General features: G+C 53.3%; 22 protein-coding genes and 5 pseudogenes. 16 read left to right on the forward strand and 11 right to left on the reverse strand.

All coding sequences use genetic code 11. The features are described from left to right. Positions 1–17 precede the first annotated feature (17 nt). The 10 genes and pseudogenes from SGP1_RS33305 to SGP1_RS11030 all read left to right on the forward strand — a co-directional run bounded on the left by SGP1_RS33305 (position 18) and on the right by SGP1_RS11030 (position 6,875). Positions 18–573 (forward strand): annotated as a pseudogene (locus tag SGP1_RS33305) (Rha family transcriptional regulator). Between the two features lie 29 nt (positions 574–602). Further along, the gene (locus SGP1_RS33310; RefSeq protein ID WP_243466240.1) at positions 603–836 is read left to right on the forward strand and encodes a hypothetical protein; all 234 of its coding nucleotides are present in this window, start codon (positions 603–605) and stop codon (positions 834–836) included. Continuing rightward, positions 787–1,155 carry a hypothetical protein gene (locus SGP1_RS10995; protein WP_041866910.1) on the forward strand — a complete coding sequence of 123 codons (369 nt, stop codon included), beginning with the start codon at positions 787–789 and terminating at the stop codon, positions 1,153–1,155. Before SGP1_RS33310 ends, SGP1_RS10995 begins: the two co-directional genes overlap by 50 nt. Then, positions 1,073–1,312, forward strand: coding sequence for an Rz1-like lysis system protein LysC (gene lysC, locus SGP1_RS36375; RefSeq protein WP_041866911.1), 240 nt, complete (start codon positions 1,073–1,075; stop codon positions 1,310–1,312). The genes SGP1_RS10995 and lysC overlap by 83 nt, the downstream gene beginning before the upstream one ends. Before the next feature lie 291 nt (positions 1,313–1,603). Next, complete coding sequence (locus SGP1_RS11005; protein WP_011411061.1) at positions 1,604–2,143, forward strand: DUF1441 family protein; 540 nt, start codon at positions 1,604–1,606, stop codon at positions 2,141–2,143. Then, a pseudogene (locus tag SGP1_RS11010) lies at positions 2,136–4,200 on the forward strand (phage terminase large subunit family protein). Before SGP1_RS11005 ends, SGP1_RS11010 begins: the two are co-directional and overlap by 8 nt. 20 nt (positions 4,201–4,220) lie before the next feature. After that, the gene (locus tag SGP1_RS11015) at positions 4,221–4,433 is read left to right on the forward strand and encodes a hypothetical protein (RefSeq protein ID WP_041867503.1); all 213 of its coding nucleotides are present in this window, start codon (positions 4,221–4,223) and stop codon (positions 4,431–4,433) included. Between the two features lie 82 nt (positions 4,434–4,515). After that, positions 4,516–5,019 (forward strand): annotated as a pseudogene (locus SGP1_RS11020) (phage portal protein); the annotation flags it as partial. A gap of 59 nt (positions 5,020–5,078) precedes the next feature. Then, positions 5,079–6,041, forward strand: a complete 963-nt coding sequence (locus SGP1_RS11025; protein WP_041866912.1) for a phage tail protein — start codon at positions 5,079–5,081, stop codon at positions 6,039–6,041. A gap of 132 nt (positions 6,042–6,173) precedes the next feature. After that, positions 6,174–6,875, forward strand: a complete 702-nt coding sequence (locus SGP1_RS11030; protein ID WP_011411063.1) for a DUF6453 family protein — start codon at positions 6,174–6,176, stop codon at positions 6,873–6,875. Between the two features lie 159 nt (positions 6,876–7,034). Here SGP1_RS11030 and SGP1_RS11035 read toward each other — a convergent pair whose 3' ends face one another. Then, positions 7,035–7,721 carry an Ail/Lom family outer membrane beta-barrel protein gene (locus SGP1_RS11035; RefSeq protein ID WP_148203469.1) on the reverse strand — a complete coding sequence of 229 codons (687 nt, stop codon included), beginning with the start codon at positions 7,719–7,721 and terminating at the stop codon, positions 7,035–7,037. Positions 7,722–7,885: 164 nt separating this feature from the next. Here SGP1_RS11035 and SGP1_RS11040 point away from each other — a divergent pair, with 164 nt between their 5' ends. Then, complete coding sequence (locus SGP1_RS11040; RefSeq protein ID WP_148203470.1) at positions 7,886–8,707, forward strand: tail fiber domain-containing protein; 822 nt, start codon at positions 7,886–7,888, stop codon at positions 8,705–8,707. 11 nt (positions 8,708–8,718) lie between these two features. On the opposite strand, the pseudogene SGP1_RS11045 reads toward SGP1_RS11040, so the two are convergent. The 4 genes and pseudogenes from SGP1_RS11045 to SGP1_RS11055 form a co-directional block, all read right to left on the reverse strand. After that, positions 8,719–9,546: pseudogene (locus tag SGP1_RS11045) on the reverse strand (Rpn family recombination-promoting nuclease/putative transposase). A gap of 11 nt (positions 9,547–9,557) precedes the next feature. Beyond that, entirely contained in the window at positions 9,558–10,205 is a 648-nt protein-coding gene (locus SGP1_RS11050) for a BRO-N domain-containing protein (RefSeq protein WP_011411066.1), read from the reverse strand. A gap of 31 nt (positions 10,206–10,236) precedes the next feature. After that, positions 10,237–10,341: an ash family protein gene (locus tag SGP1_RS33315; protein ID WP_148203471.1), complete on the reverse strand. Its 105-nt coding sequence runs from the start codon at positions 10,339–10,341 to the stop codon at positions 10,237–10,239. A 319-nt stretch (positions 10,342–10,660) separates the two neighbouring features. Next, complete coding sequence (locus SGP1_RS11055; protein WP_050747579.1) at positions 10,661–10,864, reverse strand: DUF2525 domain-containing protein; 204 nt, start codon at positions 10,862–10,864, stop codon at positions 10,661–10,663. Between the two features lie 95 nt (positions 10,865–10,959). On the opposite strand from SGP1_RS11055, the pseudogene SGP1_RS11060 reads away from it, so the two are divergent. Both SGP1_RS11060 and dsrB read left to right on the forward strand, forming a co-directional pair. After that, a pseudogene (locus SGP1_RS11060) lies at positions 10,960–11,815 on the forward strand (IS5 family transposase). Between the two features lie 339 nt (positions 11,816–12,154). Continuing rightward, on the forward strand, positions 12,155–12,361 hold the full coding sequence (gene dsrB, locus SGP1_RS11065; RefSeq protein ID WP_011411067.1) for a protein DsrB: 207 nt from the start codon (positions 12,155–12,157) through the stop codon (positions 12,359–12,361). A gap of 95 nt (positions 12,362–12,456) precedes the next feature. On the opposite strand, the gene rcsA is transcribed toward dsrB, so the two are convergent. Further along, positions 12,457–13,089, reverse strand: coding sequence for a transcriptional regulator RcsA (gene rcsA / locus SGP1_RS11070; RefSeq protein WP_011411068.1), 633 nt, complete (start codon positions 13,087–13,089; stop codon positions 12,457–12,459). 1,188 nt (positions 13,090–14,277) lie between these two features. On the opposite strand from rcsA, the gene otsB reads away from it, so the two are divergent. Both otsB and otsA read left to right on the forward strand, forming a co-directional pair. Then, complete coding sequence (otsB, locus tag SGP1_RS11075) at positions 14,278–15,066, forward strand: trehalose-phosphatase (protein WP_011411069.1); 789 nt, start codon at positions 14,278–14,280, stop codon at positions 15,064–15,066. Beyond that, the gene (gene otsA, locus SGP1_RS11080; protein WP_011411070.1) at positions 15,063–16,472 is read left to right on the forward strand and encodes an alpha,alpha-trehalose-phosphate synthase; all 1,410 of its coding nucleotides are present in this window, start codon (positions 15,063–15,065) and stop codon (positions 16,470–16,472) included. Before otsB ends, otsA begins: the two co-directional genes overlap by 4 nt. A gap of 403 nt (positions 16,473–16,875) precedes the next feature. Here otsA and SGP1_RS33320 read toward each other — a convergent pair whose 3' ends face one another. The 4 genes from SGP1_RS33320 to SGP1_RS31965 all read right to left on the reverse strand — a co-directional run bounded on the left by SGP1_RS33320 (position 16,876) and on the right by SGP1_RS31965 (position 17,740). Then, positions 16,876–16,998: a CsbD family protein gene (locus tag SGP1_RS33320; protein ID WP_166506624.1), complete on the reverse strand. Its 123-nt coding sequence runs from the start codon at positions 16,996–16,998 to the stop codon at positions 16,876–16,878. 106 nt (positions 16,999–17,104) lie between these two features. After that, complete coding sequence (locus SGP1_RS33325; RefSeq protein ID WP_243465978.1) at positions 17,105–17,296, reverse strand: S24 family peptidase; 192 nt, start codon at positions 17,294–17,296, stop codon at positions 17,105–17,107. Between the two features lie 38 nt (positions 17,297–17,334). After that, on the reverse strand, positions 17,335–17,490 hold the full coding sequence (locus tag SGP1_RS33330) for a S24 family peptidase (protein ID WP_243465979.1): 156 nt from the start codon (positions 17,488–17,490) through the stop codon (positions 17,335–17,337). Between the two features lie 46 nt (positions 17,491–17,536). Continuing rightward, the gene (locus tag SGP1_RS31965) at positions 17,537–17,740 is read right to left on the reverse strand and encodes a helix-turn-helix domain-containing protein (RefSeq protein WP_243465980.1); all 204 of its coding nucleotides are present in this window, start codon (positions 17,738–17,740) and stop codon (positions 17,537–17,539) included. A gap of 132 nt (positions 17,741–17,872) precedes the next feature. On the opposite strand from SGP1_RS31965, the gene SGP1_RS11095 reads away from it, so the two are divergent. Beyond that, on the forward strand, positions 17,873–18,574 hold the full coding sequence (locus SGP1_RS11095; protein ID WP_011411071.1) for a hypothetical protein: 702 nt from the start codon (positions 17,873–17,875) through the stop codon (positions 18,572–18,574). A gap of 124 nt (positions 18,575–18,698) precedes the next feature. Here SGP1_RS11095 and putA read toward each other — a convergent pair whose 3' ends face one another. Continuing rightward, complete coding sequence (gene putA, locus SGP1_RS11100; protein WP_011411072.1) at positions 18,699–22,643, reverse strand: trifunctional transcriptional regulator/proline dehydrogenase/L-glutamate gamma-semialdehyde dehydrogenase; 3,945 nt, start codon at positions 22,641–22,643, stop codon at positions 18,699–18,701. Positions 22,644–22,807 lie beyond the last annotated feature (164 nt).

Consider the following 22,807-nt stretch of genomic DNA (forward strand, 5'->3'; position numbering starts at 1 on the left):
CATCCGAACAGCCGACTATGAGCAGTCTTGAAATGGTCGATTACATTAACGCTGAACGTAAAGCTAAAGCAGAAGTTGAGGGGTTGAAGTTCCCATACAAGAAGTATCGTCGTCTTCAACACAATAATTTCATGGCGAAAACGCCCAAAGTATTGGGTGAAAATCAATCTACTAAATTTTTAGCAGATTACACAGACGAAAAAGGTCGCACATATCCCTGCTACCGCTTCTTTAAGCGTGAAGCCTGTTTGATGGCAATGAGCTACAGCTACGAACTTCAAGCGCAGGTATTCGATCACATGACCGCTCTCGAAGGTGGCAAGGATATTAACCTGCTTGATTTTCTCCGGACTGGCAGAGATGGCAATCAGCGAGATGCAAAATCGTGTTGCAGCCGCTGAAAAGTTTTCCTTTAAGGAGCATGGTCAGGTAGGAAGCGCTTTGTTTACCCTGCGTAAGAAAGAAAAGAAAGCCATCAAGAAAGCTGAGCAACTGGTGAAAGATCTCATCCAATTTAAGTTGTGTGACATGGGTGACTTTCCCGACGCTGACGAGGATCCGGAAGCAGCATAAAGGACTACACGCCATTCATTGAAAAGCATGTGGTCGCTGAACTGGTGAAGCAGGGCTATGAGCAATCGGTCGCCCTGAAGGGTGCAGACAGGGCGGTAGACCATTACCGCCGCAGTGCTTCCGCCAGTGCCAGGGGCAAGATGTTTGATGACTGCCTGCATATTGCCAAGGTGTGGCAAGTCAATATCAGCCGAAACGCAAGGGTGCTGCACGATGAACACTGCTCTCGGTTGGCGGATGACCGCTCTCGCTATAGTGGTTAGAATTCAGAGCCTCGAAATCACCCGTCTGAAGCAGACCAACCAATCGATGGTCGCCGAGCGTGACGCCGCCCGCTCACAGTTTACCCACTATGAACAGGCGGTAGCGCTGTTCAACCAGATAGCCGGAGCAACACAGGATGCACATCAGCACGCGGTGCAGGACTTCCAGCTGCGTATCATCCAGATACGTGAGGCCCTTACGCCTGAGCGCTGTGCTCGTCTGTCTGTGCCTGCCAGTGCTGTTAACGGGCTGCGTACACACACAGACCAGATACCTGCCCATCCCGCCCGCGCCGATACCGGCCACGTTGCTCGATGACTGTCCACCGCCAGTTATCCCGGAGCGCATGACCTGGGGCGACAGCGTGATACTCAATGAGAAGCTGCTGCTGGCATTGGAGATGTGCAATCAGGATAAAGCGGCGCTGAGGCAGATTGATGCAATGAGAGGCTTCAGCGATGCCCCCGAAAAGTAAGGTTCACCACGCTCTGCTGATATATCGATGACGCACAAGGAATGGGTAAAAGGTACTCCTGCGGGGGCCCCCTTGCCACGAGGCGGCGGCGCCCCCGAGGGAAACGGCTCATTTTTGGGTTTTCATGCGCACAGCAGCAGGTCATTTAACCTATTGATAAAAATGATTAAATTAATAATCTACCTGTACATTTTGAAAAAACCATGTACAGGTGGATTGCGTCTAACAAAATGATTTTAAAGGGTATATTTGATTTTGAGCTGTACAGTTGAGCTGTGCATGAGGTGACACATGTCTAACATCAGCAATATTGGCGATGTTTACCAGTGGAGTGTCGCTAAAATTGCTGAGGCATGCCGGCTTGACCGACGGTCTGTAAAAAATCGCCTTCTGGAAGCCAACATCCCTATCGCCGGTACGGTAAAGGGTAATCCGGTCTATGCACTGCATCAGGTGGTACCCGCGCTCTTTGGTCAGCTGAATACCGGGGACACCGCAGCTAATCAGAACTCTGACGACATGACGCCAAAGGAGCGCAAAGATTGGTTTGACTCCGAAAAAGGCCGGATCTGGTTGGAAAAGGAGCAGCGTCAGCTTATTCCGGTGCATGAGGTGACTGCGGTTTATTCCGCCCTAATGAAAGCATTGGTTCAGGTACTTGAAACCCTTCCAGATGTTCTGGAGCGTGATGCGGCGTTAACGCCCTCCGCCGTCGCTGTAGTGCAGGATGCTATCGATAAGGCGCGTGAGGGTTTCGGGGAGAATGCCTACACCATGTGCGCTGCCGTTCATAAACCGCAGGAAGAGCCTGATGAAGAGCAAAATGAGTGAAAAATATGCTTCAGCGGTAGTGCTGGGACAAGACATCTCCAGTCTTAGCTTTCCTCCACGGAGGATGCCGGTAGCGGATGCGGTTCGCCAGTATATGCGGGTGCCAATGGGCGCAGGAAACTCATTACCCTGGGAGCCCAACCTGACGCCCTATATTGTTGAGCCGATGAATTGTCTGGCAAAACGAGAATTCGACGCTGTGGTGTTTGTGGGGCCCGCGCGAACGGGGAAAACGCTCGGCCTGATTGATGGCTGGATAATCTACAGCATCGTGTGCTATCCGGCAGGTTTGCTTGTGGTGCAGATGACGCAGGAAAAAGCCCAGGAGCATTCTAAAAAGCGTCTGGCCCGAACGTTTCGTGCCAGTCCCGAAGCGGCACGCCGTTTGAGTCCTCAACGTAATGATAACAATGTGCATGATAAGATTTTTCGTGATGGTTCGGTACTCAAAATAGGCTGGCCGTCTATCAGTATTTTTTCCTCGTCCGATTATAAACGCGTGGCACTCACCGATTATGACCGCTTCCCCGCCGATATTGATGGCGAAGGGGATGCGTTTTCCTTGGCTTCCAAGCGAACAACCACCTTCATGTCGGCGGGCATGACGCTTGTCGAAAGCTCGCCGGGACGCGAAATCACCGATGTCAAATGGCACCAGGAGTTTCCCCACCAAGCCCCGCCCACGACCGGCATTCTGTCGCTCTACAATCGGGGTGATCGGCGGCGCTGGTATTGGCCCTGTCCGCATTGCGGCGAATATTTCAAGCCCGCCATGGGCACGGTGACCGGCTATCGTGATATCACCGACCCGGTACAGGCGAGCGAGGCGGCACACCTGTGTTGTCCGCATTGCCAGGGACGGATTGATGCGACGCAGAAGCGCGAACTGAACAACCGCGGCGTCTGGCTGATTGAAGGTCAGCAGATTGATCGGCATGGCAACCGCTCGGGCATACCCCGACGTTCCCGCATTGCCTCCTTCTGGATGGAAGGGCCGGCGGCGGCCTATCAGACCTGGGCGCAGCTGGTCTGCAAACTATTGACCGCTGAGCAGGAGTATGCACGGACCGGCAGCGAGGAGACCCTGAAAGCGGTCATCAATACCGACTGGGGACTGCCCTATCTGCCGCGTCGCTCCGAGGTGCAACGGCAAGGCGAGGTACTGATGGCACGTGCCGAGCCGCCTGGGCAAACGCGAGGTGCCGGCGGGAGTACGTTTTCTGGTGGCGACCGTGGATGTGCAGGGTGGCCGTCAGAGCCGCTTTGTGGTGCAGGTCACGGGATACGGTGCGCAGGGGGAACGCTGGGTGATAGACCGCTTCTCGCTCCGTCATGCGCCCCGCGCTGATGAGCAGGGGGAGAGCCTGCCGATTAACCCGGCGGCCTATGTGGAAGATTGGGCGCTATTACGCACCGATGTGCTGGAGAAAACCTACCCGTTGAGCGCCAGGCCACAGACGCGCATGGGCATTCTGGCCCTGGCGGTGGACTCTGGCGGTGAAGACGGGGTCACCGACAATGCTTACCATTTTTGGCGGCAATGCCGGCGTGATGGCCTTGGACGGCGGGTCTACCTGTTTAAGGGCGACAGCCTGACGCGGGGAAAACTGATTTCCCGCAGTTACCCGGATAACACGGAACGCTCAGAGCGCCGGGCACGGGCGCGGGGCGATGTGCCATTGTACCTGTTGCAGACCAATGCGCTGAAGGACCGGGTGGCCGCCGCACTGGAGCGCGACACGCCGGGGCCAAACTATGTGCATTTCCCCGACTGGCTGCCGGCAACGTTTTATGACGAGTTGACCTATGAAGAGCGCGGGCCGGAGGGCAAATGGACTAAACCGGGGCGCGGCAACAATGAAGCCTTTGACCTGTTGGTGTATGCCCAGGCGCTGGTGATATTGCACGGCTATGAAGAGATTGACTGGGCTAAACCGCCCGCCTGGGCGCGTTTACTCGATGAAACGCCGCCGCCCGCGTCGGTCAAGGTCCCTGAAAAAACGGAAGGCGGCGAGCGCCCCTTGAAAACCGAAAAACGGAAAACGCCGTCGGCCTGAAGCGGCGGGGGAGGATGGCTATGACGCAGGCACGTTTAACGCGACTGCTGGAGAAGTATTACGACGCGGAAGAGGCGGTGCTGATGGGCAAATCCGTGATGATGAACGGGCAGTCGATGACCCTGGAAAACCTGAGCGAAATCCGCCGCGGGCGACAGGAAATCGAAAGCCGTCTGGCTCAGCTGGGTGGCAGTGGCACCCGTTCACGTTATTCACTGGCGAGGTTTCGATGAGTGTACTGGATAACCTGATAGGCGCAGTCTGCCGTCTGAAGGGCTCGTCGCCGGCGTGTACGATGATGTGGACGCTGCGTAGATGTTGCACCTGAAATTTACCCGCCGTCTGCATCAGGTACGCGGGGTATCGTTGCTCTCTGGTGCGCTGATACGCATCGCTGATTTGAAAGAGTATGAATAGTCAGAGCGGATAGCGGCACGTATCGCGGCGTCGCTGGGGATGTACGTCGTCAAGGGGGATGCGTTCAACTACGACGATAAGGCGGATGAAGCCCCGCGGGAGCTGGATATCGAGCCCGGTATGCTGTTTGACGGCCTGCACCCCGGTGAGAAGGTTGGCATGGTGAAATCTGACCGGCCCAATAGCAACCTCGAATCGTTTCTTATGGGGCAGTTACGGGCGGTCGCTGCGGGGACGCGGGGCAGTTTTTCCTCGATTGCCCGTAACTATGACGGTACTTACAGCGCCCAGCGCCAGGAGTTGGTGGAAGCGCAGGAAGGGTACGGCATTTTGCAGGATACCTTTATCGCCCAAGTGACCCGCCCGCTCTACCGTCGCTGGCTGGATGTGGCGATATCAACACGCTGGCACCGACGCAGATTGAGATTGAGGCGGGGTATTTTAGCCTGGGGGTGAGACCCATGACCGGTGGAAAGACCGTTCTGCGCCCGCAGTATGAGTTCTGGTTTTCGCAAAAGGCCATCGCCGATATCGACGCGGTGACGCGGCAGGTGCAATATCTGGGTACCGGGCCGCTGTGGGTGGTGCAGGGGCCGCATATCAAGCCCAACCGGACGTTTTATTTTTATGTGCGCAGCGTCAATGTGGTGGGTAAGTCGGCGTTTGTGGAAGCCAGCGGGTTGCCGCAGGATGATGCGGCCGGTATTCTGGAAGTTATTAAAGACGATATCGTCACCAGTGAGGCGTGGGACGCGCTGTCAGGACAGGTGAACAGCAACACCAGCGGCATTATTGAAACGGCCCTGGCGAACAATGCCGATATGCAGCGCTGGCGCAAGGAGAACGGCGAGCGCAAGGCGGAAATCCTCGAGGTGCGCACTACCTTGGTGGATGAGACGCAGGCGTTTGCCGAGAAGCTGGAGCATGTGTCGGTCAAATTGGGCGAGAACGAAGCGGCCATTAAGACCAAGGCGACGACGGTATTTAAACAAAATGGCGATGGTAAGGCTATCCACAGTGTCGAGGCGGGTATTATCCACGATGGACAGTATGATTCGGCGGGCATAGCCATCGGAGCCGAAGTCAAGGACGGCCAGGTCAAGACGCAGGTGCTGTTCGAGGCAGATCGGCTGGCGCTGCTGAACCGGGCCAACGGTCAGGTGACGGTGCCGTTTGTGGTGCAGAATGGCCAAGTCTTTATGAATAAAGCGTTTATCAACTACGCGGGGATGACACTGGCCAAGGTGGGGTCATGGTACTCGGCGAATTATGTGCCGGGGCAGTCGGGGACCATTATGCGCAACGATGGCTCGTTTGAGCTCAATGGCCGACAGCAGGGTGGACGCATGGCCATTAACTCGGATTCGATATCGGTGTATGACGGCGGTGGAAATCTGAAAGTGCGATTGGGGAAATTAAATTAATGTCCGAATATGGCTTAAGTGTTTTTCATGCTGGCAAGCGTTTAAACCTGTCGCATGCCAGTCCGCTGACGTTTATCGATAGGATAGAAATGAAAAAAAAGAACGAAGTTCTGGGCAAGAAGTGGAATTTTCATGTGGCCAGCAGCGCATCAGTCGATTACTCAGACCGTTGTCCGCCCGGTAGCCAGCTGCTTTGCCTGTGTGAAACCGTTTTGGCTGATAGAAACGCCGCTTTCGCCTATACGGTTTTATATCGATATTCAGGACAGGACGGTAAGACTCCGTAATGAGGTCATACGCAAAGGTGATTTACTCCTTGATAAGCCGGGTAATATTTATGTGTTTGCGCTCTACCCCACGGTTTCGGCTTTTGATGGTTATGGGATCGGTATCTACGGTGCAGGTGCCTTTCCTTTGGTGGTCGATCCTAGTAAAGGGATGTTCATGACGTATAAGGCGGACATCACGTTTACCGGAAACATGAAAATCCCTGTGTCGAGGAATTCACTGGTGTTTTGCCACTACGATGCGGTTGGTGTCGGCGTTGAATATCATCCCGATACGCAGCAACTCTCCGGTTATCGATACGATGGTGGTGGCGTATCACAGGCAATAGCGATTAGAATGAAAATAGTGGCTTTTGATATAAAAGTACCGACCATGAGCGATTATGGCATTGCTATTTATGGTCGTGACGGAAAAGTGGCCTTTACGTCGAATGAGGTCCCGATGCTGGTCAGGGGATATGTCAATACGCCACCAGAGCGCAATGCCACTATTCAACTGGCACCAAGGCCCCATGATACCGGCATTCACATGGGGGATATGGCATAAGGAACGGCGGGGGTATAAAGCCAATGCCGGGATGAGCTCGGCAGGTATCAAAGGCATGCCCGGTCCCTTTTTGCACGATGCCAATAAACACAGGGATGATGGCACGACGATTATTTATGCCAATAAACCCTTTCCGGTATTATGGGCATCGGACTATTTTTAGAATTGATAGCCGACACCGAGATTAAAGCCGCTGGATTTCCAGTCGCCGCTACCCGAGCCTGCCCAGGCGGCATCAATAACCAGCCCTTTATAAACATTAAATTGCAAACCCAGCGCGTACGCCAGCGAAGTGTTGCTGGATTTTTCGTTTCGGGAAACCTGCTTTGGCGGAATGCTGGTTTTATCCGTTTCGTATAGGGAATTTTCAACAGAGTGCAGGGCGACGCCGAGCAAACCAAAGGCACTGACCCATTCGTTAGCTCTGAGAGTCGGTCCAGCCAAGAGGGAGACATAATCGGTTTTGACCCTGTTGCTAAATCGCTTTTCTATTTTATTAGCGTCCTTTTTATTTTTGGCTTTTTCGCCGGATAGAAAATGATTGTCCATATCACCGACGGCATAGGTTATCGCCCCCATCACCCCCCAGGTATCGTCAAGCTTGTAGCGATAACGAATAAACATGCCCTGTGGCTGCTTGTCGCTGTCGGCATGTTGGGCGAAGACGTTACCGGTTGTTTTTAAACGCGACTCATATTCGGTCTTATTGGCGGAGTAGGCCGCTTTGCTTGGGTCAGAGTTCATCTGGGCGTAGCCGATGGAAAGGGTCTGGTCACCTTTGGCGGCATGGACAACGGATGAAGAGAGGATTGATGTTGCTGCTACCGGGCACAGGTACGGTGGCATTGTATGAAATTGCCAGTATCGTGAGCGACACGTAGCTGCTTCTGGTGTCCGGGCCACCCAAAGCCGTCAAGGAGGTGTCCTACGCCATCGTGACCTACAACGGTGGCTCGTACGTGGACTTCGGACGTGAGCTGTCCGCCCAGCTTCGCTACTACCAGCGCCAGATGGACGGCTGGCAGCACATCATGACCGGCGAGGGTGAAGTGATGCTGGAAGCGCCGGACGGTATGCAGGTCACATTGAACTCGTTTAAAAAGCTGGCGGCGGATGTTGCGGGCAAGGTGGATAAATCAGAGCTTGACGCTAAGGCTGATAAATCAGCGCTTGATAAAAAAGCTGAACAGACAGCGTTGGAGACTAAAGCGGATAAATCCGCTCTGGGAAATTATATTGCCAAAACGGGAGGGAGTCTCACCGGTACGCTGCATTTTAATGGCAAAGGAAAAAGTGGTGGTGAGCAGCGTTCGGCGAGTTTGCAGTATAATCCCTATGCCGGCGGGAATATGAGAACTGAGTTCTACAGCACCGACATAATAAATGACCATTTTGAGCATCGTCTGATACTGGCTAAAAGCAATGATTTGAAGTGGTTCGTTTTTAAGGATGACGGTAGCGCTTATGCCATGCAGGGTCACTGGCAAAATAACTCGGACCGGCGGATAAAAAGCGATATTGAGAAAATAGAAAATGGCCTTGAAAAGGTCGAAACGCTGACGGGCTATACGTATGTCCTTGCCGAACATCGCCAAGCGGGTGTGATGGCCGATGAGCTGGAAAAGGTCCTGCCAGAGGCGGTAGGTAATTCGGGTGATTACCATGAGAGTGATGGCACCGTTGTTAAGAATGTGAAATCTGTGGCTTACGGCAGTATCACTGCGTTGCTGATTGAAGCAATAAAAGACCTGTCCGCGAAAGTAAAAGCGCAGCAGGCAGAGATAGATGCGCTTAAGGCGTCGATGCCTGTGGCACAGGATGCGACAGAGTAGTACGCGGTAAGCTATTGGCGCGCCAACTCATCCAGCTCTTGGTCGGAGAGACCGATGGATAGCTTAACAACAGAGCGATCGACACCGTTAGCAAGGAACTTTCGTGCAAGTTCTGTGGTCGTTTCTTGGCGACCGAGCAGTATTCCTTTTTCGATGCCCTTGGCTTCAAGCTGTTCAGCGATCGTCATGGCTTCCTCCCGATAGCGCGGCGTTTTTTCTGCCAGTGCGCGAATAAACTTTTCCCCTTCAGCGGTATTTCCCGCCTCGACCAGATAGTATAGCAAGCTGCGAAACTGCTCTTTGGGGTAGGCCCACTGTTCGAGCAATCCGGCCAGTTTGTTAACCAATTCCAGCATATCCCGCGTTCGGATGTGCTTCTGCACCAATTCTAGCAGCGCTACCCGCCGATGGGACAGTATTTCATCATCCGGCATAGCCGAGATATCGACCAGCGGGAATGCTTACCTGTAGACTGATTCTGCCAGTTCAGGGTCAGCAAAGCAATCGAGCCATTGTGTGCTGTACGGATAGGGCGACGTGGTGCCATGGTAGAACAGGAGCGGAATGACGACCGGCAACTGGTCATTGCCCTGCTCAAGATGGCGCTGCATCGCGGCGACCGCATACCGCATCAGGCGAAATGCCATCAGCTTTTCCGGTCGGCTCTGGTGCTCGATTAGGCAGTAGACGTAGCCATCATGGCCCGCCGTGGTCTTCATTGAATACAGCATGTTCGAGCACTGGCCCCTGAGGTCGTCTTCGATAAAGCTGCCGGACTCCATTGCCAGGGTGCTGAAATCGCAGCGCTCACGCAGATGAGGTGGTAGATGCACTTCCAGAAAGTCACGAGCTACAGCATATCCACATTCTCCCGCTTGCGCACCAGTTGCCGAATGGTTCGCCTTTCAGCTTCCACCATAGCAGATTGCAGACGTTCAATCACAGCCCATATACGTTCGCATTCTCTGGTAATATGCGGGATGTGGCGGACTTCCATTGGATGAGGTGAGGGAATGCCTGTGACTTCTCGTAAATTATACCATATGCCATTGCTCCATGCTTGCTTGAAGCGGAAGTTGTGGCTCATGTGCCAAATCAGACGGGCGAGATTGGAGGCATCGTTAGCGGTGAAAAGTTCGTGGGATTCGGGTTTATAAACGCGATGCTCGTACTTGCCGGTCTTGCGGATTGAGGGAAGGACTTCACTCGTCACCCATTTGCGAAAGCGATGGGGCAGGGTGTCTTGCTTCACAGCGTAACGGCAGCGTAATACCAAGGTGAACATGCCGGACTCGGATATGATGTTCGCATCTCCCTGACGCCCTAACTTAAAGTTAGACCGTTCATTGCTATCCAGTATTTTCAAGGCTTTAGAGGGGTTTTGAATATCAAGGGCGCTGTATACATCTACAGCAAAGAACCACGGCTCATCGTTAATGACGACGGTGCGCACCAGGTGATCTTCAAAAGTGAATGGTGTGATAGATAATGCGGTCATAATGACCTCCAGTGGTTTATAGCGGTACTCGCTATAAACCCGAGGTGACAATCTCATTGGTGGTAGCCCAGACAGGGTTGTCACAACCGGATAAACCAACCGGCGAACCTTTCGGTTCCCCCACCTGAGCCACCATTGATATGTGACTTGGCTGGGGCCAATAAAAAAACACGCTCGCGGCGTGTCTATTGGCGCGGTTTATTCATCGGGGTGACAATCCCAGCACCTGAATTTGCATATGCAGAGCGACTATAGCGCATGGGATTTCCTTCGTCAAATGTGGGGCTGAAGTGGCCTAAAGTGTTAGCGTATTTGCTTCGAGGTTTGACGCAATCGGCTGAAATAAATGAAGATTTTTAAGTTTGTTACGCTACGAAAACAAACTATCTTTTTGATTTTATTTGTAATTTTTGTCGGTCTGTGCGATCGGGGATTTTTTTATTCGCTCGTTGTGGTCAATTATTCACTTCGTTAACGGTAAAATCGCGAATATCGAGTTCAAATGCCTCTGCCAGCGCGCCGAAAGTGGTGTATTGCTTGCCCTGTACGGTCACCATGTACGCCTCTTTGTTATCCGCGTGTTCTTGCACTGTTTCGCCGGTCAGATCGGCGACGGCATTGAGTAATGACTCTACATCAATGCTTATTTCACGCTTCATGTGTTCGTTATATTCTTTGGGGCTTTGTTGAATAAATATAACTTTTAGGTGATTGTCTGCTCAGATCACTACCGTCATTTTAACATCTGTACTCCATGGCAAAGCAAAAGTTTAAAATAACCAACTGGTCCACTTACAACAAAGCTCTCAAGCAGCGCGAGGCTCTGACGATATAGCTGGATGAGTCGGCAATTGTTGCATGGACGGAAAAAACAACACCTGAACGGCGTGGCCGACCGCTTCACTACGCAGATATGGCTATCACCACTGTTCTGATTGATGCTGCCGCTAAGATGCCCAGACTACTCGCTGATCAGCAAGCGAGCAAAGACAGTTAAGATCAGCATAAAAACGCCGACCCATGGTGAAATCTCACCTCTAGTCATTGACGGAACCGGCCTGAAGGTCTTTGGCGAAGGCGAATGGAAAGTCCGACAGCATGGTGCCGACAGACGGAGGGTGTGGCGTAAGCTGCATATGGCCGCATACAGTGTAATGCATGAGATTATCTGTGCTGACTTATCGCTCAGCGGTACGACGGATGCTCAGGCCCTACCCGCTCTGATAAACCAGACCCAGCGGAAAATCAGGGAAGCGTCGGCTGATGGCGCTTACGATACCCGCTACTGTCATGATGCTCTGCTGAGGAAGAAAATAAGGCCTCTTATTCCTCCACGAGGTGGGGCGCAATATTGGCCAGACCGATACCATGAGCGTAACTACGCCGTTGCGAATCAGCGTCTAAGCGGCAGTAACGATGTATGGAAAAAGCAAGTGGGCTATCATCGACGCTCAGTGGCTGAAACAGCGATATTCCGGTTCAAAACGCTTATGGGCGATCATCTAAGTCTGCGTGACTATGATGCGCAGGTAGGTGAGGCAATGGCGATGGTCAAAGTGCTTAACAAAATGACGCTGTTAGGAATGCCGGACAGCATCCGGATCGCATAACAATCGATCTGCTAGGGGGGGGGCGTAGTCACAAGTTCTGATTTATTCAACAAAGCCATTCTTTGGCGAAAGCTATGATTGTCTCCCCAGAAGAGTGTGAAAAAGACCCTAATAGTATAGTGGATAAAACGGTTGCCCGAGCAAAGGTGTGACCGGTACCGGTGCTGCTGAAGTTCGCCTTGAGGGCAAAAAGCACTCTGGAGAACCTGCTTTAATGGGTAGGCAGGCTGCGAAAGCGGGACCTGCCATCCACGAAGGAATGCTTTATTACGATCCTGCTGGCAGCTCAGGGAAAAGTGCATTTATACTACCCCTAAATGAGTCGTAATGAGGACAGACATGAAACTGCATAATCGTGTAACAGTTAAAACGGACGGCGGGCCACGTCGGGAAGGCACTATTCTGGCGGTAGAAGAGTTCAGCGAGGGGGTCATGTATCTGGTTTCGCTTGACGATTATCCGACCGGTATTTGGTTTTTCAATGAACTCAGTTCACCCGATGGAATATTTGTCGAGCCGGTTGTGGGCGAAACGCAAGCGAAATAACCCATTGTATCCGATAGTAAAACAGCGCAGTCGGCAGGAACACCACCATTATCAACGTGGTGCCGTGCCGGCGATAAGTAACTTAAGCAGCCATTTCAACGCGCATTGACAAAAATGCCCGAGGTAACGGTTTCGGTCAGGCGGACCACATGATAAATCACCTGCTTATTATGGGTTTTGATCTTACGTTTGATGTTGCCTTTATGCGACGAAACCGTCTTGGCTTTAATCTGCATACTATCAGAAATCTGGATCGTATCTTGACCCGACATCCACATGCGTAACATATGAGATTCAGTTTGGCTCAGACGGACCGGGTTAAGGTCAAGACCCGTTAAATGCGCGTGCTCGGTCATGCGGTTTTTGCAGCATCCCGCAATCAGAGAATTAAGTATGGCAGGCTTAATTGATTTTGAAGTAATAATGAGATTTTTGCGCACGAACAAGTAGTCTTCAAAATGGATATTGGTCATTGCCATAAAAATGAAAAAAAGCGTTTCGGGATGAGCCGTAATAACGCGTTTTATTCTACCGGTGGCATCAGGTTCATTTATAAAGCATTCTTCATTGATAAACACCACAGCCGGCTTTAGCTTATCGCATCGCGCCTGGAGTTGTGCAATGTCATTTACCGTATTGATATTACGGCTCTTTACCCCTGTGTCGGTCAAAAAGCCAGTCAGCCCTAGGCGGGTATAACTGCATGAGTCCATAATAATCGTTGCCATAGCGTACCCTCACCTGATTCGTTTATCCGTTTTACTCAACGATAAAATGCCCAAAAGCCTCACATCACTTCTGTACTTCTGAATTATTTTTTTGTGTCCATAGCAAATGTTTTAACCACAATGTGTGATATTAATCAACGATATTTTTTCGAACAACTCTTAAGGTGCTTTATCAATCACCATTTCTTAACAAATCGGCAAAGCCTGCATGCCGCCATCCATGTGAGAACCGTCGGGATTTTCCCGCGTCGGTACGGGGAAGATCCTCATCAAATGTTAAATGTAGAAATCAATTAGTATATTTATAATTTTAATAATAAATCATATTTTACTAACTATACATAAGAAAAATTCATTAATTTTCCCAGGCATTTTTTGACCTGACTGTAAGTATGGAAATGATTTGTAACGCTTTTTTATTAAATTTTTTAATTATTTTTCATATAGTTAACCACAATTAGGTTAAAGAATAAGCGGGATTGACTTGGTTCTGCGTTTTTTTGCGCTACCGGTGCCGGTGCGCTTGTTGGCGGAGATTTGTAAACTTGCCATCGGACAAGGCAGGTTTTTGGCTTAAGATTAATTGACATGACATCGCGTCATATCACCCGTGCATCCGGCCGTAAGCGGGTCAAAAAGACGACTGTCATACCGTTGGTCCTGTTGCCCTGATTAGCTAATAATGTCAATGTCAATGTCAATGTCAATGTCAATGTCAATGTCAATGTCAATGTCAATGTCAGTGCAGGAAGACCGTTGTACCGCCATTCGCTTGCAAGATAAATTTAAGCTTGTCCGGGATAAAAGTGTGATCCGTTAGTTGTTTTTATGTTAAAAATAACCGGGTGTACGTGGAATAGGGCGCCGGTCCCGGTTATGACAGAGTAGGTTTTCCTGACTATACTTATTCTGCTATCACCGCCGCCTGACTCAGGCGGTTCCAGAACCAGACTAAGGAGACCACCATTTCTCTGGTCGCTGGTCCCGGGACAAAGAAAGCTGGGTGCTGGTAAAGCACATCTAAAGGAGCATTACGAAAACCGGGATTCACTTCATATTCTTGCACTCCTTAGAAATCCGCTTTCACGATGGTATGTCAGGGCAGCCCGACGTCGGCATAGCAACGAAATTTTGGACGATGCGCTGTGAAGAGCGCGCGTGAGCGGGACAGAATGAGGATAAGAAGGTATGACACTAAGTGATTCAATACCGCCGATAATGTTAGCGGATACCGCCTGGTTTTTTGATGTGGACGGAACGCTCGCCGGCATTGAAACACGACCAGAATGGGTCACCATACCTGCCAATATCAAAGAGGCGTTGTGCAAGCTTTCCGACGCCGCTAACGGCGCGCTGGCATTGGTATCAGGTCGGCCTATCGCAGAGCTGGATACGCTGAGCGCACCCTTGCGCGGACCTGCCGCCGGGGTGCACGGTGCCAAGCGCCGAGACGCCCGCGGGGATTTACATCGTGTGGCTTTGTCAGCGCCACTCGCGGCAGCGTTGGCGCAGGAGTTAAAGCAGGCCATTACCGCATTTGACGGCTGCCATGTGGAAGAAAAAGGCGTGGCGTTCGCGCTGCACTATCGCCAAGGACCTCAACACCAGGAGAGCATATTGGCGCTGGCGCAGGATGTGGTAACGCGTTATCCCGAACTGGTTTTACAGCCCGGTAAATGTGTGGTGGAGCTTAAGCCCGCCTGTGTGGATAAAGGCGCGGCCATAGCGGCATTTATGCAGGAAGCGCCCTTTGCCGGACGCACGCCGTTATTCATCGGCGACGATCTCACCGATGAAGCGGGCTTCAAGCAGGTCAATGCGTTACGGGGAATTACGATTAAAGTTGGACCCGGCAATTCGGTTGCCCGTTACCATCTGGACGATGTGGACCAGGTACACCAGTGGATCCTGACATTGGTAGAAAAACAAAAAAATCAATCTATTAAAACCAAAAAATCGGTTGGGGAGGGTTTATGAGTCGCCTAGTGGTAGTATCAAATAGAATAGCGGCTATTGAAGGTAAAAAGGAAAGCGCCGGCGGTCTGGCCGTCGGCATTATGGATTCTCTTAAAGACCAGGGCGGGTTATGGTTTGGCTGGAATGGCAAAATAAGCGAAGAAGATGAACCACTCGAAAAAAACCAGCAAGACAACATCACCTTTGCGGCATTTAGTCTAAAGCAAAGTGAATATGATCAATATTACCTCAATTTTTCCAACACCGTTATCTGGCCCGCCTTTCATTACCGTCTTGATTTAGTGCAATATCAACGTGAAGACTATGATGGCTATTGTCGGGTCAATGAAATGCTGGCGGGACGTTTAAAGCCTCTAGTAAATGAAGATGATATTCTCTGGATACATGATTATCATTTATTGCCGTTTGCCGCCGCTTGTCGCAAATTGGGCATGAAAAACCGCATAGGTTTCTTTCTGCATATTCCTTTTCCCACTTCCGAGATCTTCAATGCGTTGCCCCCGCGTAAGGAGCTGTTAGAAAAGCTTTGCGAATACGACTTAGTGGGCTTTCAGGCGGAAAGCGATCGTCAGGCGTTCATTGAAAACCTGGCGTTGGTGACCACGGTTGAAGATCTGGATGATGATCGCATCAAGGCCTACAACAAGCTGGTAACGGCGCGGGTTTACCCCATAGGCGTTGAGCCGGAGAGTATCCGTGAATTGGCGGAAGGGCCGTTACCGCCAAAACTTGCGCATCTGCGCGATAAGATGAACGGTCAGTTGATTATTAGCGTTGATCGTCTCGATTATTCCAAAGGGTTACCGGAGCGCTTTCAGGCCTACGAGACGCTGCTGGAAAATTACCCGCAGCATCGCGGTAATATCCGTTATTTCCAGATTGCGCCGACGTCACGCGGCGATGTACAGGCGTATCAGGATATCCGGCACGAGCTGGAGACCGAAGCCGGTCGTATCAACGGCCATTTCTCAACGTTGGAATGGACGCCGCTGTTTTATCTTAATCAGCATTATGAACGCAGTCTGCTGATGAAAATATTCCGCCATTGTGAGGTGGGGCTGGTAACGCCGTTACGCGACGGGATGAATTTGGTGGCCAAGGAGTATGTCGCGTCACAGAACCCCAATGATCCCGGAGTGTTGATCCTATCCCATTTTGCCGGCGCGGCCAATGAACTGACCTCGGCGTTGCTGGTAAATCCCTATGACCGCGACGGCGTTGCCTCAGCGTTGGATAAAGCGCTTAGTATGCCGCTTAGCGAGCGTAAAGCGCGCTATCAGGAAATGATCGCGGTGATCAAGCAAAACGACATCGTACATTGGTGTCAGTCTTTCCTGGACGATTTGAAAAAAATCCCCTCTAAAGCTGAAATTGTCGGGCAGGCAGTCTCGGGTGCGACCCGCTAAACTTTTCCGTCATCCTGGCTTGCGTCAGGATGACGGTTCTCGCGCGCGTAAATCCGCCAGGCGCGCCTGCACCGTTGCCGCTAGCGCCACCGCGGCAGGCGTAACGAAACTCCCCACGGACAGCACTATTAAAAAGTGAGCGTAAGACCCTAGCGCTGAGGCAAGTCGGGCTGGGGGTAAAAATGAAAGTGTCACGTTGATGGCATAAAAAAAACGGTGCGCAACAGGCGTGCCGGTGATGCTTTCGAGTGTCACGGTCGGTAATAGCGTGTTAGCGGCGACTTGAGCCCAGAATTTTTGCCAACAGGAAGCCTACCCCACCGGCAATGAGCAGCGCAGGAACCGGATCTTTACTGGTTTTCTCTTTAACGCTGTCGACATAATCGTTAAAGGTGTAAGACGCTTATGCGGCTTTTTGCCGGATTTTCCCTTCAAGGGTCAGAGAATCATCGTCCGTTGCTTTGCCAAACGCTTCCTGGCCTTTCCCCGCGAATTCTTCAACTTTATCTTTGGCTTTATCGTACATAGTTCTCGTCCTTTGCAAGTGGAAACTCTTTAAATATAGACCAAAAATGCGCTTTTGCAGAGGCGGTGATATGGTGGCACGCCTAACGGTAGTCACCCACGTGCCATCAACGCTTGCAGCGGTAGATACGATGTTCCACCATGGTACCGATGACCCGGATGGGCACGTGATCCGAACGCAAAATGGGGTAGTCGGTGTTTAGCGGAATCAGCTCAAACACCTGCTCGCCTCGGGCATTGAACGAGACCGGCCGGTATTTCTTGAATGTGGCTTCGTGATCGCCGTTTTTTGCCACCACGAATTCCCCTGGATGCGGTTCAATATCGGGGTCGATTATTACGACATCTCCGTGTGAAACGAGGGTACCATAGAGTCGCCTTCGATTTTGAGGGCAAATGCCTCGCTCGACCAATCCATGTCGGTCAGCATGTACTCGAAGTCCCCATCATCGCCGGTGATGGGCGCTTTCTCGGCGAATGCGCCCGCCTGCACGACATTTATCTCAGCGGGATTTTCCGACTATCCACTTCCGCGCGGCTCAGCAAGGGCCCCCGTTCATCAACCAGTCGGGACTGCATTGCAGGGCGCTGGCGATACCGACAATATTACGCGGTTTGCTGGTTTTGCCCTCCTCAATATTTCCCCAGGATTGCTGGCGAATGACGGCAAGCGCGGCCGCTTTCACTTGTGTCAGACCCAGCTCGCGCCGGCGTTTTTTGACTAGTTCAGCTAATGTCATCATGGTCCTCCTGATATCAGGATACTATTAAAACCGTATTTCAATATTGAAATCGGTTATTACTGTTTTTTATGGGGAGTGGCTGGCATGCTAAATACGCTAACGAGATAAGAGTTCTTTACCGGGCTGTATCACGTGGTGCATCCTTCCACCCCGGTAGACCACCCGCGCGGACTCTGTGGCCGGCAGCGGGAATTGCGTTTGCTTGAACAAGCGCTGAGCGCGCCGGGGCGTCATGCGCTGCGCTTTCCGCCGGTGAGAATCAGCTGTGAACCGGGGTCTACGCTGCTTACCATGATGAGGCATGCGGTCACGCTCGGCGCTCGCGGTCAGTACCGGCGCCAGGAATCGCTGTTTGGTGCCCACTTTTCGCTGGTGGGCAGCGGCGTAAAATTTGGAAAGAAGACCGTAGAGCAGCGGACCGCGGCGGTGATCGACGATAATGCGGTGGTGGTGGTGGCACTGGATGCCTGGGGAGAGCGTCAGCGATCCCCCGTCTGGCTGATTATCGATGATGTTGACAGGATGGCGAATCGCGAAGAGCGTTATGGCTTTCTCACCTTGTTCAAGCAGTTGGCGGACAGGGCATGCCGTGTAAAAATGATTCTGGTTGCCCGTGGCGAAGACCCAGAGGAGGTGTTGGGCGCCGGAGAGGGGCTTCGCCGTCATCTGCTGCCCGTCAAGCTCGCACCCCTTACGCTTGAAAGCGGCTATGAATTCATCTCGCGTTGTCTGGCGGCTTTTGGGGCCCCTATGGCGGAACGGCTGAATGGCAGCTGGCGCATGCCTGCGGCGGCCAGCCACGCAAGCTGCATCGGGTCTGTGAGGGTCTGCTGATTAGCGACCAACAGTGCCATACGCCCTGCAAAGTATTCAGGGCGTATGGCAGGCGTCGCAAGGCGCTGCGGTAATGCCGGCGGAAAACACAGCGCTAACCGGCGCGCAGGCGCAAGAGGCGTTCTCAGCCAATGGTCATCAGGCTGGCATTCCCTCCAGCGGCGGCGGTATTGACGCTGATAGCACGCTCGATTAACAGCCGTTCCAGCGCGATTTGGCCGTCGCCCCGCGCATTACCCTGCACCGTTATCAATGGGCCCGGGCGCTTGGAGAGCGTTTGTGCCAGATTGCGCAATTGATCGGAATCACCATGGAATAGCACCGCATCCAGCCTGACGTCCTCCTGCGTCCAGTCCGCCAGCAGGGTGATACGTTGCCTGACCGAATCGGGCAGCGTAGTGAAGAGTCGCCGGCTCTGCGGCGATTCTGCCCACAGCGCCCGTGCGCCAATGCTGGTTATTGCCGCCAGTTGGAGCAGCAGGTCGGGATCCTGGTCCGCCAGACACAAAATGTGTTCGCGCGGCAGCAGCCGGTAACTATTTTGTTCGCCGGTGGGGCCGGTAAGCAGGCGAACGCTGCCCGCCTGGGAAATCTCGCCCAAGTGGCGGCATTGGGCGACAAGCGTTGGCTGGTGGGTTTCCATCCAGGCGACCAGAGCAGGGTGAGCCTGCTGCAAGATTTCGCGCCGAGTGAAATCCGGCGCATGCACCGCATCCAGTGCCTGTAGCGAAGGCAATAGCGCATCATCGCGGCGTTGGGAGAGTAAACAGTACAAATAGAGAGGGCCGCCGGCTTTGGGACCCGTTCCCGATAACCCTTCGCCGCCGAAAGGCTGGACGCCCACAACGGCGCCGACGATATTGCGGTTAATGTAGCAATTGCCGACATGCGCCCGCTCGGTGACACGTTGAATAGTTTCATCGATGCGGGTATGCAGTCCGAGCGTGAGGCCATAACCGCTGCCGTTGATCTGGTCGATAATGCTGTCCAGCTCGCGGCGCTGATAGCGCACCACATGCAACACCGGCCCGAATACCTCCTGTGTCAGGGCCTCTATACTGTCGAGCTCGATCAGGGTCAAGGGAACAAAGGTGCCCTGGATATCGCCGGCGGCTTCGGCCGCAGGGGTTTGCCAGACGGTATAACCCCGCTCGCGCATTGCGGTTATGTGGCTGTCGATGGCCGCTTTTGCGCTAGAATCGATAACCGGGCCAATATCGGTAGCCAGCCGTTCGGGGTTGCCCAACGTATATTCGGCCATGGCGCCGCGCAGCATACGCAGCGTCCGCTCGGCGACGTCCTCCTGGATACACAGCAGGCGTAGTGCTGAACAGCGTTGGCCAGCGCTGTCGAAGGCCGAGGTTACCACATCGATGATAACCTGCTCGGTTAGCGCCGAAGAGTCCACCAACATCGCATTCAGTCCTCCGGTTTCGGCGATAAGCGGTATCGGGCGGCCCTGAGGATCCAACCGTGCAGCGAGAGTCGTTTGCAGCAGTCTGGCTACCTGTGTCGAGCCGGTGAACATGACGCCCCGTACGCGCGGGTCTGCGACTAGCGCCGCGCCCACTGTCTCCCCGGCCCCCGGCAAAAGTTGCAATACTCCCAAAGGCACGCCGGCCTCCAGCATTAGCGCTACCGCCCTGGCGGCGATAAGCGGCGTTTGCTCGGCAGGCTTGGCCAGAACCGTGTTGCCCGCCGCCAGCGCGGCGGCAATCTGGCCGAGGAAAATCGCCAGCGGGAAGTTCCATGGACTGATGCAAACCACAGGCCCAAGCGGGCGATAATTGTCGTTATCGAAATCCTGCGCTATCTGGCAAGCGTAGTAGCGCAGAAAATCCACCGCCTCGCGCACTTCGGCAACGGCATTGCTGAAACTCTTGCCCGCCTCGCGTACCAGAAGGCCGATAAGCGGCTGCATGTCCGTCTCCAGCCGGTTGGCGGCTTCTTTTAGCACCGCAGCGCGATCGGCGGGCGGTGTGGCAGACCAGAGTGATCCATGATGTACGGCAGCGGCCAGCGCGTGCGCCACTTCCTCTGAGGAGGCCTGCCGGCACTCGCCGACCACATCGCGATGATCCGCCGGATTAAGCACTTTCTGCACTGCCCCGTCGCCTATCTCGGTGACGACGACCGGTGCTGCCTGCCAGGTTTGGTGTTCAACGTTAAGCAATGCGGCCGACAGGGAGGCCAAACGATGCTCATTAGCCAGATCCAGCCCGGCAGAATTACGCCGCTGCGCGCCATATAAATCGCGCGGCAGGGGGATCTTCGGATGGGGCAGCCCCGCACGGCCTTCGCGCACCGCGAGCTGGGTCACTTCCTGTACCGGATCGGCTATCAATTGCTCCAGCGGCACGGCGCTGTCGGCGATACGGTTAACGAATGAGGTATTGGCGCCATTTTCCAACAGCCGCCGTACCAGGTAGGCTAGGAGTGTTTCGTGGCTTCCGACGGGGGCGTAGATGCGGCAGGGACGGTTTAACTTGCCCTCGGCGACTTTGCCTACGACTTGCTCATAAAGCGGTTCGCCCATGCCGTGCAGGCACTGGAACTCATACTGGCCCGGATAATAGTTTTGGCCGGCGAAATGATAAATCGCCGCCAACGTATGGGCGTTATGGGTGGCGAATTGCGGATAAATATAATGCGGGACGCTGAGCAGCTTGCGTGCACAGGCAAGGTAAGAGAGATCGGTATAGACTTTGCGCGTAAAGACCGGGTAATCCTCCAGCCCTTCGATTTGCGCGCGTTTGATTTCGCTATCCCAATAGGCGCCTTTCACAAGCCGAATCATCAGGCGGCGCTGGCTGCGCTTGGCGAGGTCTATCAGCTCGTCAATGACCTGCGGGCAGCGTTTTTGGTAAGCCTGAATGACAAAGCCGATGCCGTTCCAGCCCGCCAGCGCCGGCTCGAAGCAAAGTCGGGCCAGCAAATCGAGGGAAATTTCCAGCCGGTCGGCTTCTTCGGCGTCGATATTAAGGCCGATATCATATTGTCGCGCCAGCAGAGTCAACCGCAGCAGCCGCGGATACAGCTCCGCCATGACGCGTTCATATTGCGCCCGGCAGTAGCGAGGGTGCAGCGCGGAAAGCTTGATGGAAATCCCAGGCCCCTCATAGATACCGCGGCCGCTTGAAGCTTTGCCGATGGCATGTATTGCCTGCTGGTAGGAAAGCAGGTAGGCCTGGGCATCCTCTTCCGTCAGTGCGGCTTCACCCAGCATGTCATAGGAATAACGGAACCCCTGCTGTTCCAGACGGTGCGCGTTGGCCAGCGCTTCGCCGATGTGCTCGCCGGTGACGAATTGCTCGCCCATCAACCGCATGGCCATATCCACTCCCTTACGGATCAGGGGTTCGCCGCTTTTGCCGATAATGCGGTTAAGCGAGCGCGACAGGCTGGCTTCATTATGGGTTGCAACCAGTTTGCCGGTGAACAAAAGACCCCAGGTGGCGGCGTTGACGAACAGCGATTGACTACGGCCCAGGTGCGTTTGCCAGTTGCCGTTGCTAATCTTGTCCCGAATCAAAGCATCCCGCGTCGCTTTATCCGGGATCCGCAGCAGCGCTTCGGCCAGGCACATCAGCGCTATGCCTTCCTGGGAAGAAAGTGAGAACTCCTGCAGCAGATCTTGCACTATACCCGCGCGGCCGCCGCTGCGCTTTTGATGGCGCAATTGATTGGCTAATTTCCCGGCCAGTGTCTGAATGGTTTCTGCCATCGGTGCCGGATGACGGGCCTGCTCCAGTAACCAAGGTACCGCCTCGGTTTCCGGACGGCGCCAGGCGGCGGTGACGGCGGCACGGGTGATCGATTGCGGCAAGATTTGTTCCGCCAGATCGATAAAGGGTTGACGCGGCTCGTCGCTCACCACTTTCAGCGTGTCATCGGCTTCTGCTGCCGGCAGTGGTAGTCCGGGAGTTGCACCTTGTTCCAGCGCGTCCAGATAATGGAATATTGCTTGCTTAATGAGCCAGTGGGGCGTGCGGTCAAGCTGACGCGCCGCCTGCTTAATGCGTTCGCGCGCCTCATCGTCTAATTTTACGCCCATTGTGGTTGTACCCATGCTATTCCCGTTCCACCTGTCAAATGAGCCCTTACTATCGCCAATGTTGCAACTTAGTGCAACCCTGTAAAGAGAGGTTTAATCAATGGTTAACGGCCGTTTGCGGCAACGATCACGCTATAGCCTGTTTTAGGTCACCTACGCTTGACGGAAGTATTAATGAC

The sequence above is a fragment of the Sodalis glossinidius str. 'morsitans' genome (assembly GCF_000010085.1).
GTDB lineage: Bacteria > Pseudomonadota > Gammaproteobacteria > Enterobacterales > Enterobacteriaceae > Sodalis > Sodalis glossinidius.

What these genes read in the sequence shown, in the direction of transcription:
- SGP1_RS10995 (WP_041866910.1), top strand. Translation starts at nt 787, where the DNA reads ATGAACACTGCTCTCGGTTGGCGGATGACCGCTCTCGCTATAGTGGTT.
- SGP1_RS11005 (WP_011411061.1), top strand. Translation starts at nt 1,604, where the DNA reads ATGTCTAACATCAGCAATATTGGCGATGTTTACCAGTGGAGTGTCGCT.
- SGP1_RS11015 (WP_041867503.1), top strand. Translation starts at nt 4,221, where the DNA reads ATGACGCAGGCACGTTTAACGCGACTGCTGGAGAAGTATTACGACGCG.
- SGP1_RS11025 (WP_041866912.1), top strand. Translation starts at nt 5,079, where the DNA reads ATGACCGGTGGAAAGACCGTTCTGCGCCCGCAGTATGAGTTCTGGTTT.
- SGP1_RS11030 (WP_011411063.1), top strand. Translation starts at nt 6,174, where the DNA reads ATGTGGCCAGCAGCGCATCAGTCGATTACTCAGACCGTTGTCCGCCCG.
- SGP1_RS11035 (WP_148203469.1), bottom strand. Translation starts at nt 7,721, where the DNA reads ATGCCACCGTACCTGTGCCCGGTAGCAGCAACATCAATCCTCTCTTCA.
- SGP1_RS11040 (WP_148203470.1), top strand. Translation starts at nt 7,886, where the DNA reads ATGGACGGCTGGCAGCACATCATGACCGGCGAGGGTGAAGTGATGCTG.
- SGP1_RS11050 (WP_011411066.1), bottom strand. Translation starts at nt 10,205, where the DNA reads ATGACCGCATTATCTATCACACCATTCACTTTTGAAGATCACCTGGTG.
- SGP1_RS33315 (WP_148203471.1), bottom strand. Translation starts at nt 10,341, where the DNA reads ATGGTGGCTCAGGTGGGGGAACCGAAAGGTTCGCCGGTTGGTTTATCC.
- SGP1_RS11055 (WP_050747579.1), bottom strand. Translation starts at nt 10,864, where the DNA reads ATGAAGCGTGAAATAAGCATTGATGTAGAGTCATTACTCAATGCCGTC.
- dsrB (WP_011411067.1), top strand. Translation starts at nt 12,155, where the DNA reads ATGAAACTGCATAATCGTGTAACAGTTAAAACGGACGGCGGGCCACGT.
- rcsA (WP_011411068.1), bottom strand. Translation starts at nt 13,089, where the DNA reads ATGGCAACGATTATTATGGACTCATGCAGTTATACCCGCCTAGGGCTG.
- otsB (WP_011411069.1), top strand. Translation starts at nt 14,278, where the DNA reads ATGACACTAAGTGATTCAATACCGCCGATAATGTTAGCGGATACCGCC.
- otsA (WP_011411070.1), top strand. Translation starts at nt 15,063, where the DNA reads ATGAGTCGCCTAGTGGTAGTATCAAATAGAATAGCGGCTATTGAAGGT.
- SGP1_RS33320 (WP_166506624.1), bottom strand. Translation starts at nt 16,998, where the DNA reads ATGTACGATAAAGCCAAAGATAAAGTTGAAGAATTCGCGGGGAAAGGC.
- SGP1_RS31965 (WP_243465980.1), bottom strand. Translation starts at nt 17,740, where the DNA reads ATGATGACATTAGCTGAACTAGTCAAAAAACGCCGGCGCGAGCTGGGT.
- putA (WP_011411072.1), bottom strand. Translation starts at nt 22,643, where the DNA reads ATGGGTACAACCACAATGGGCGTAAAATTAGACGATGAGGCGCGCGAA.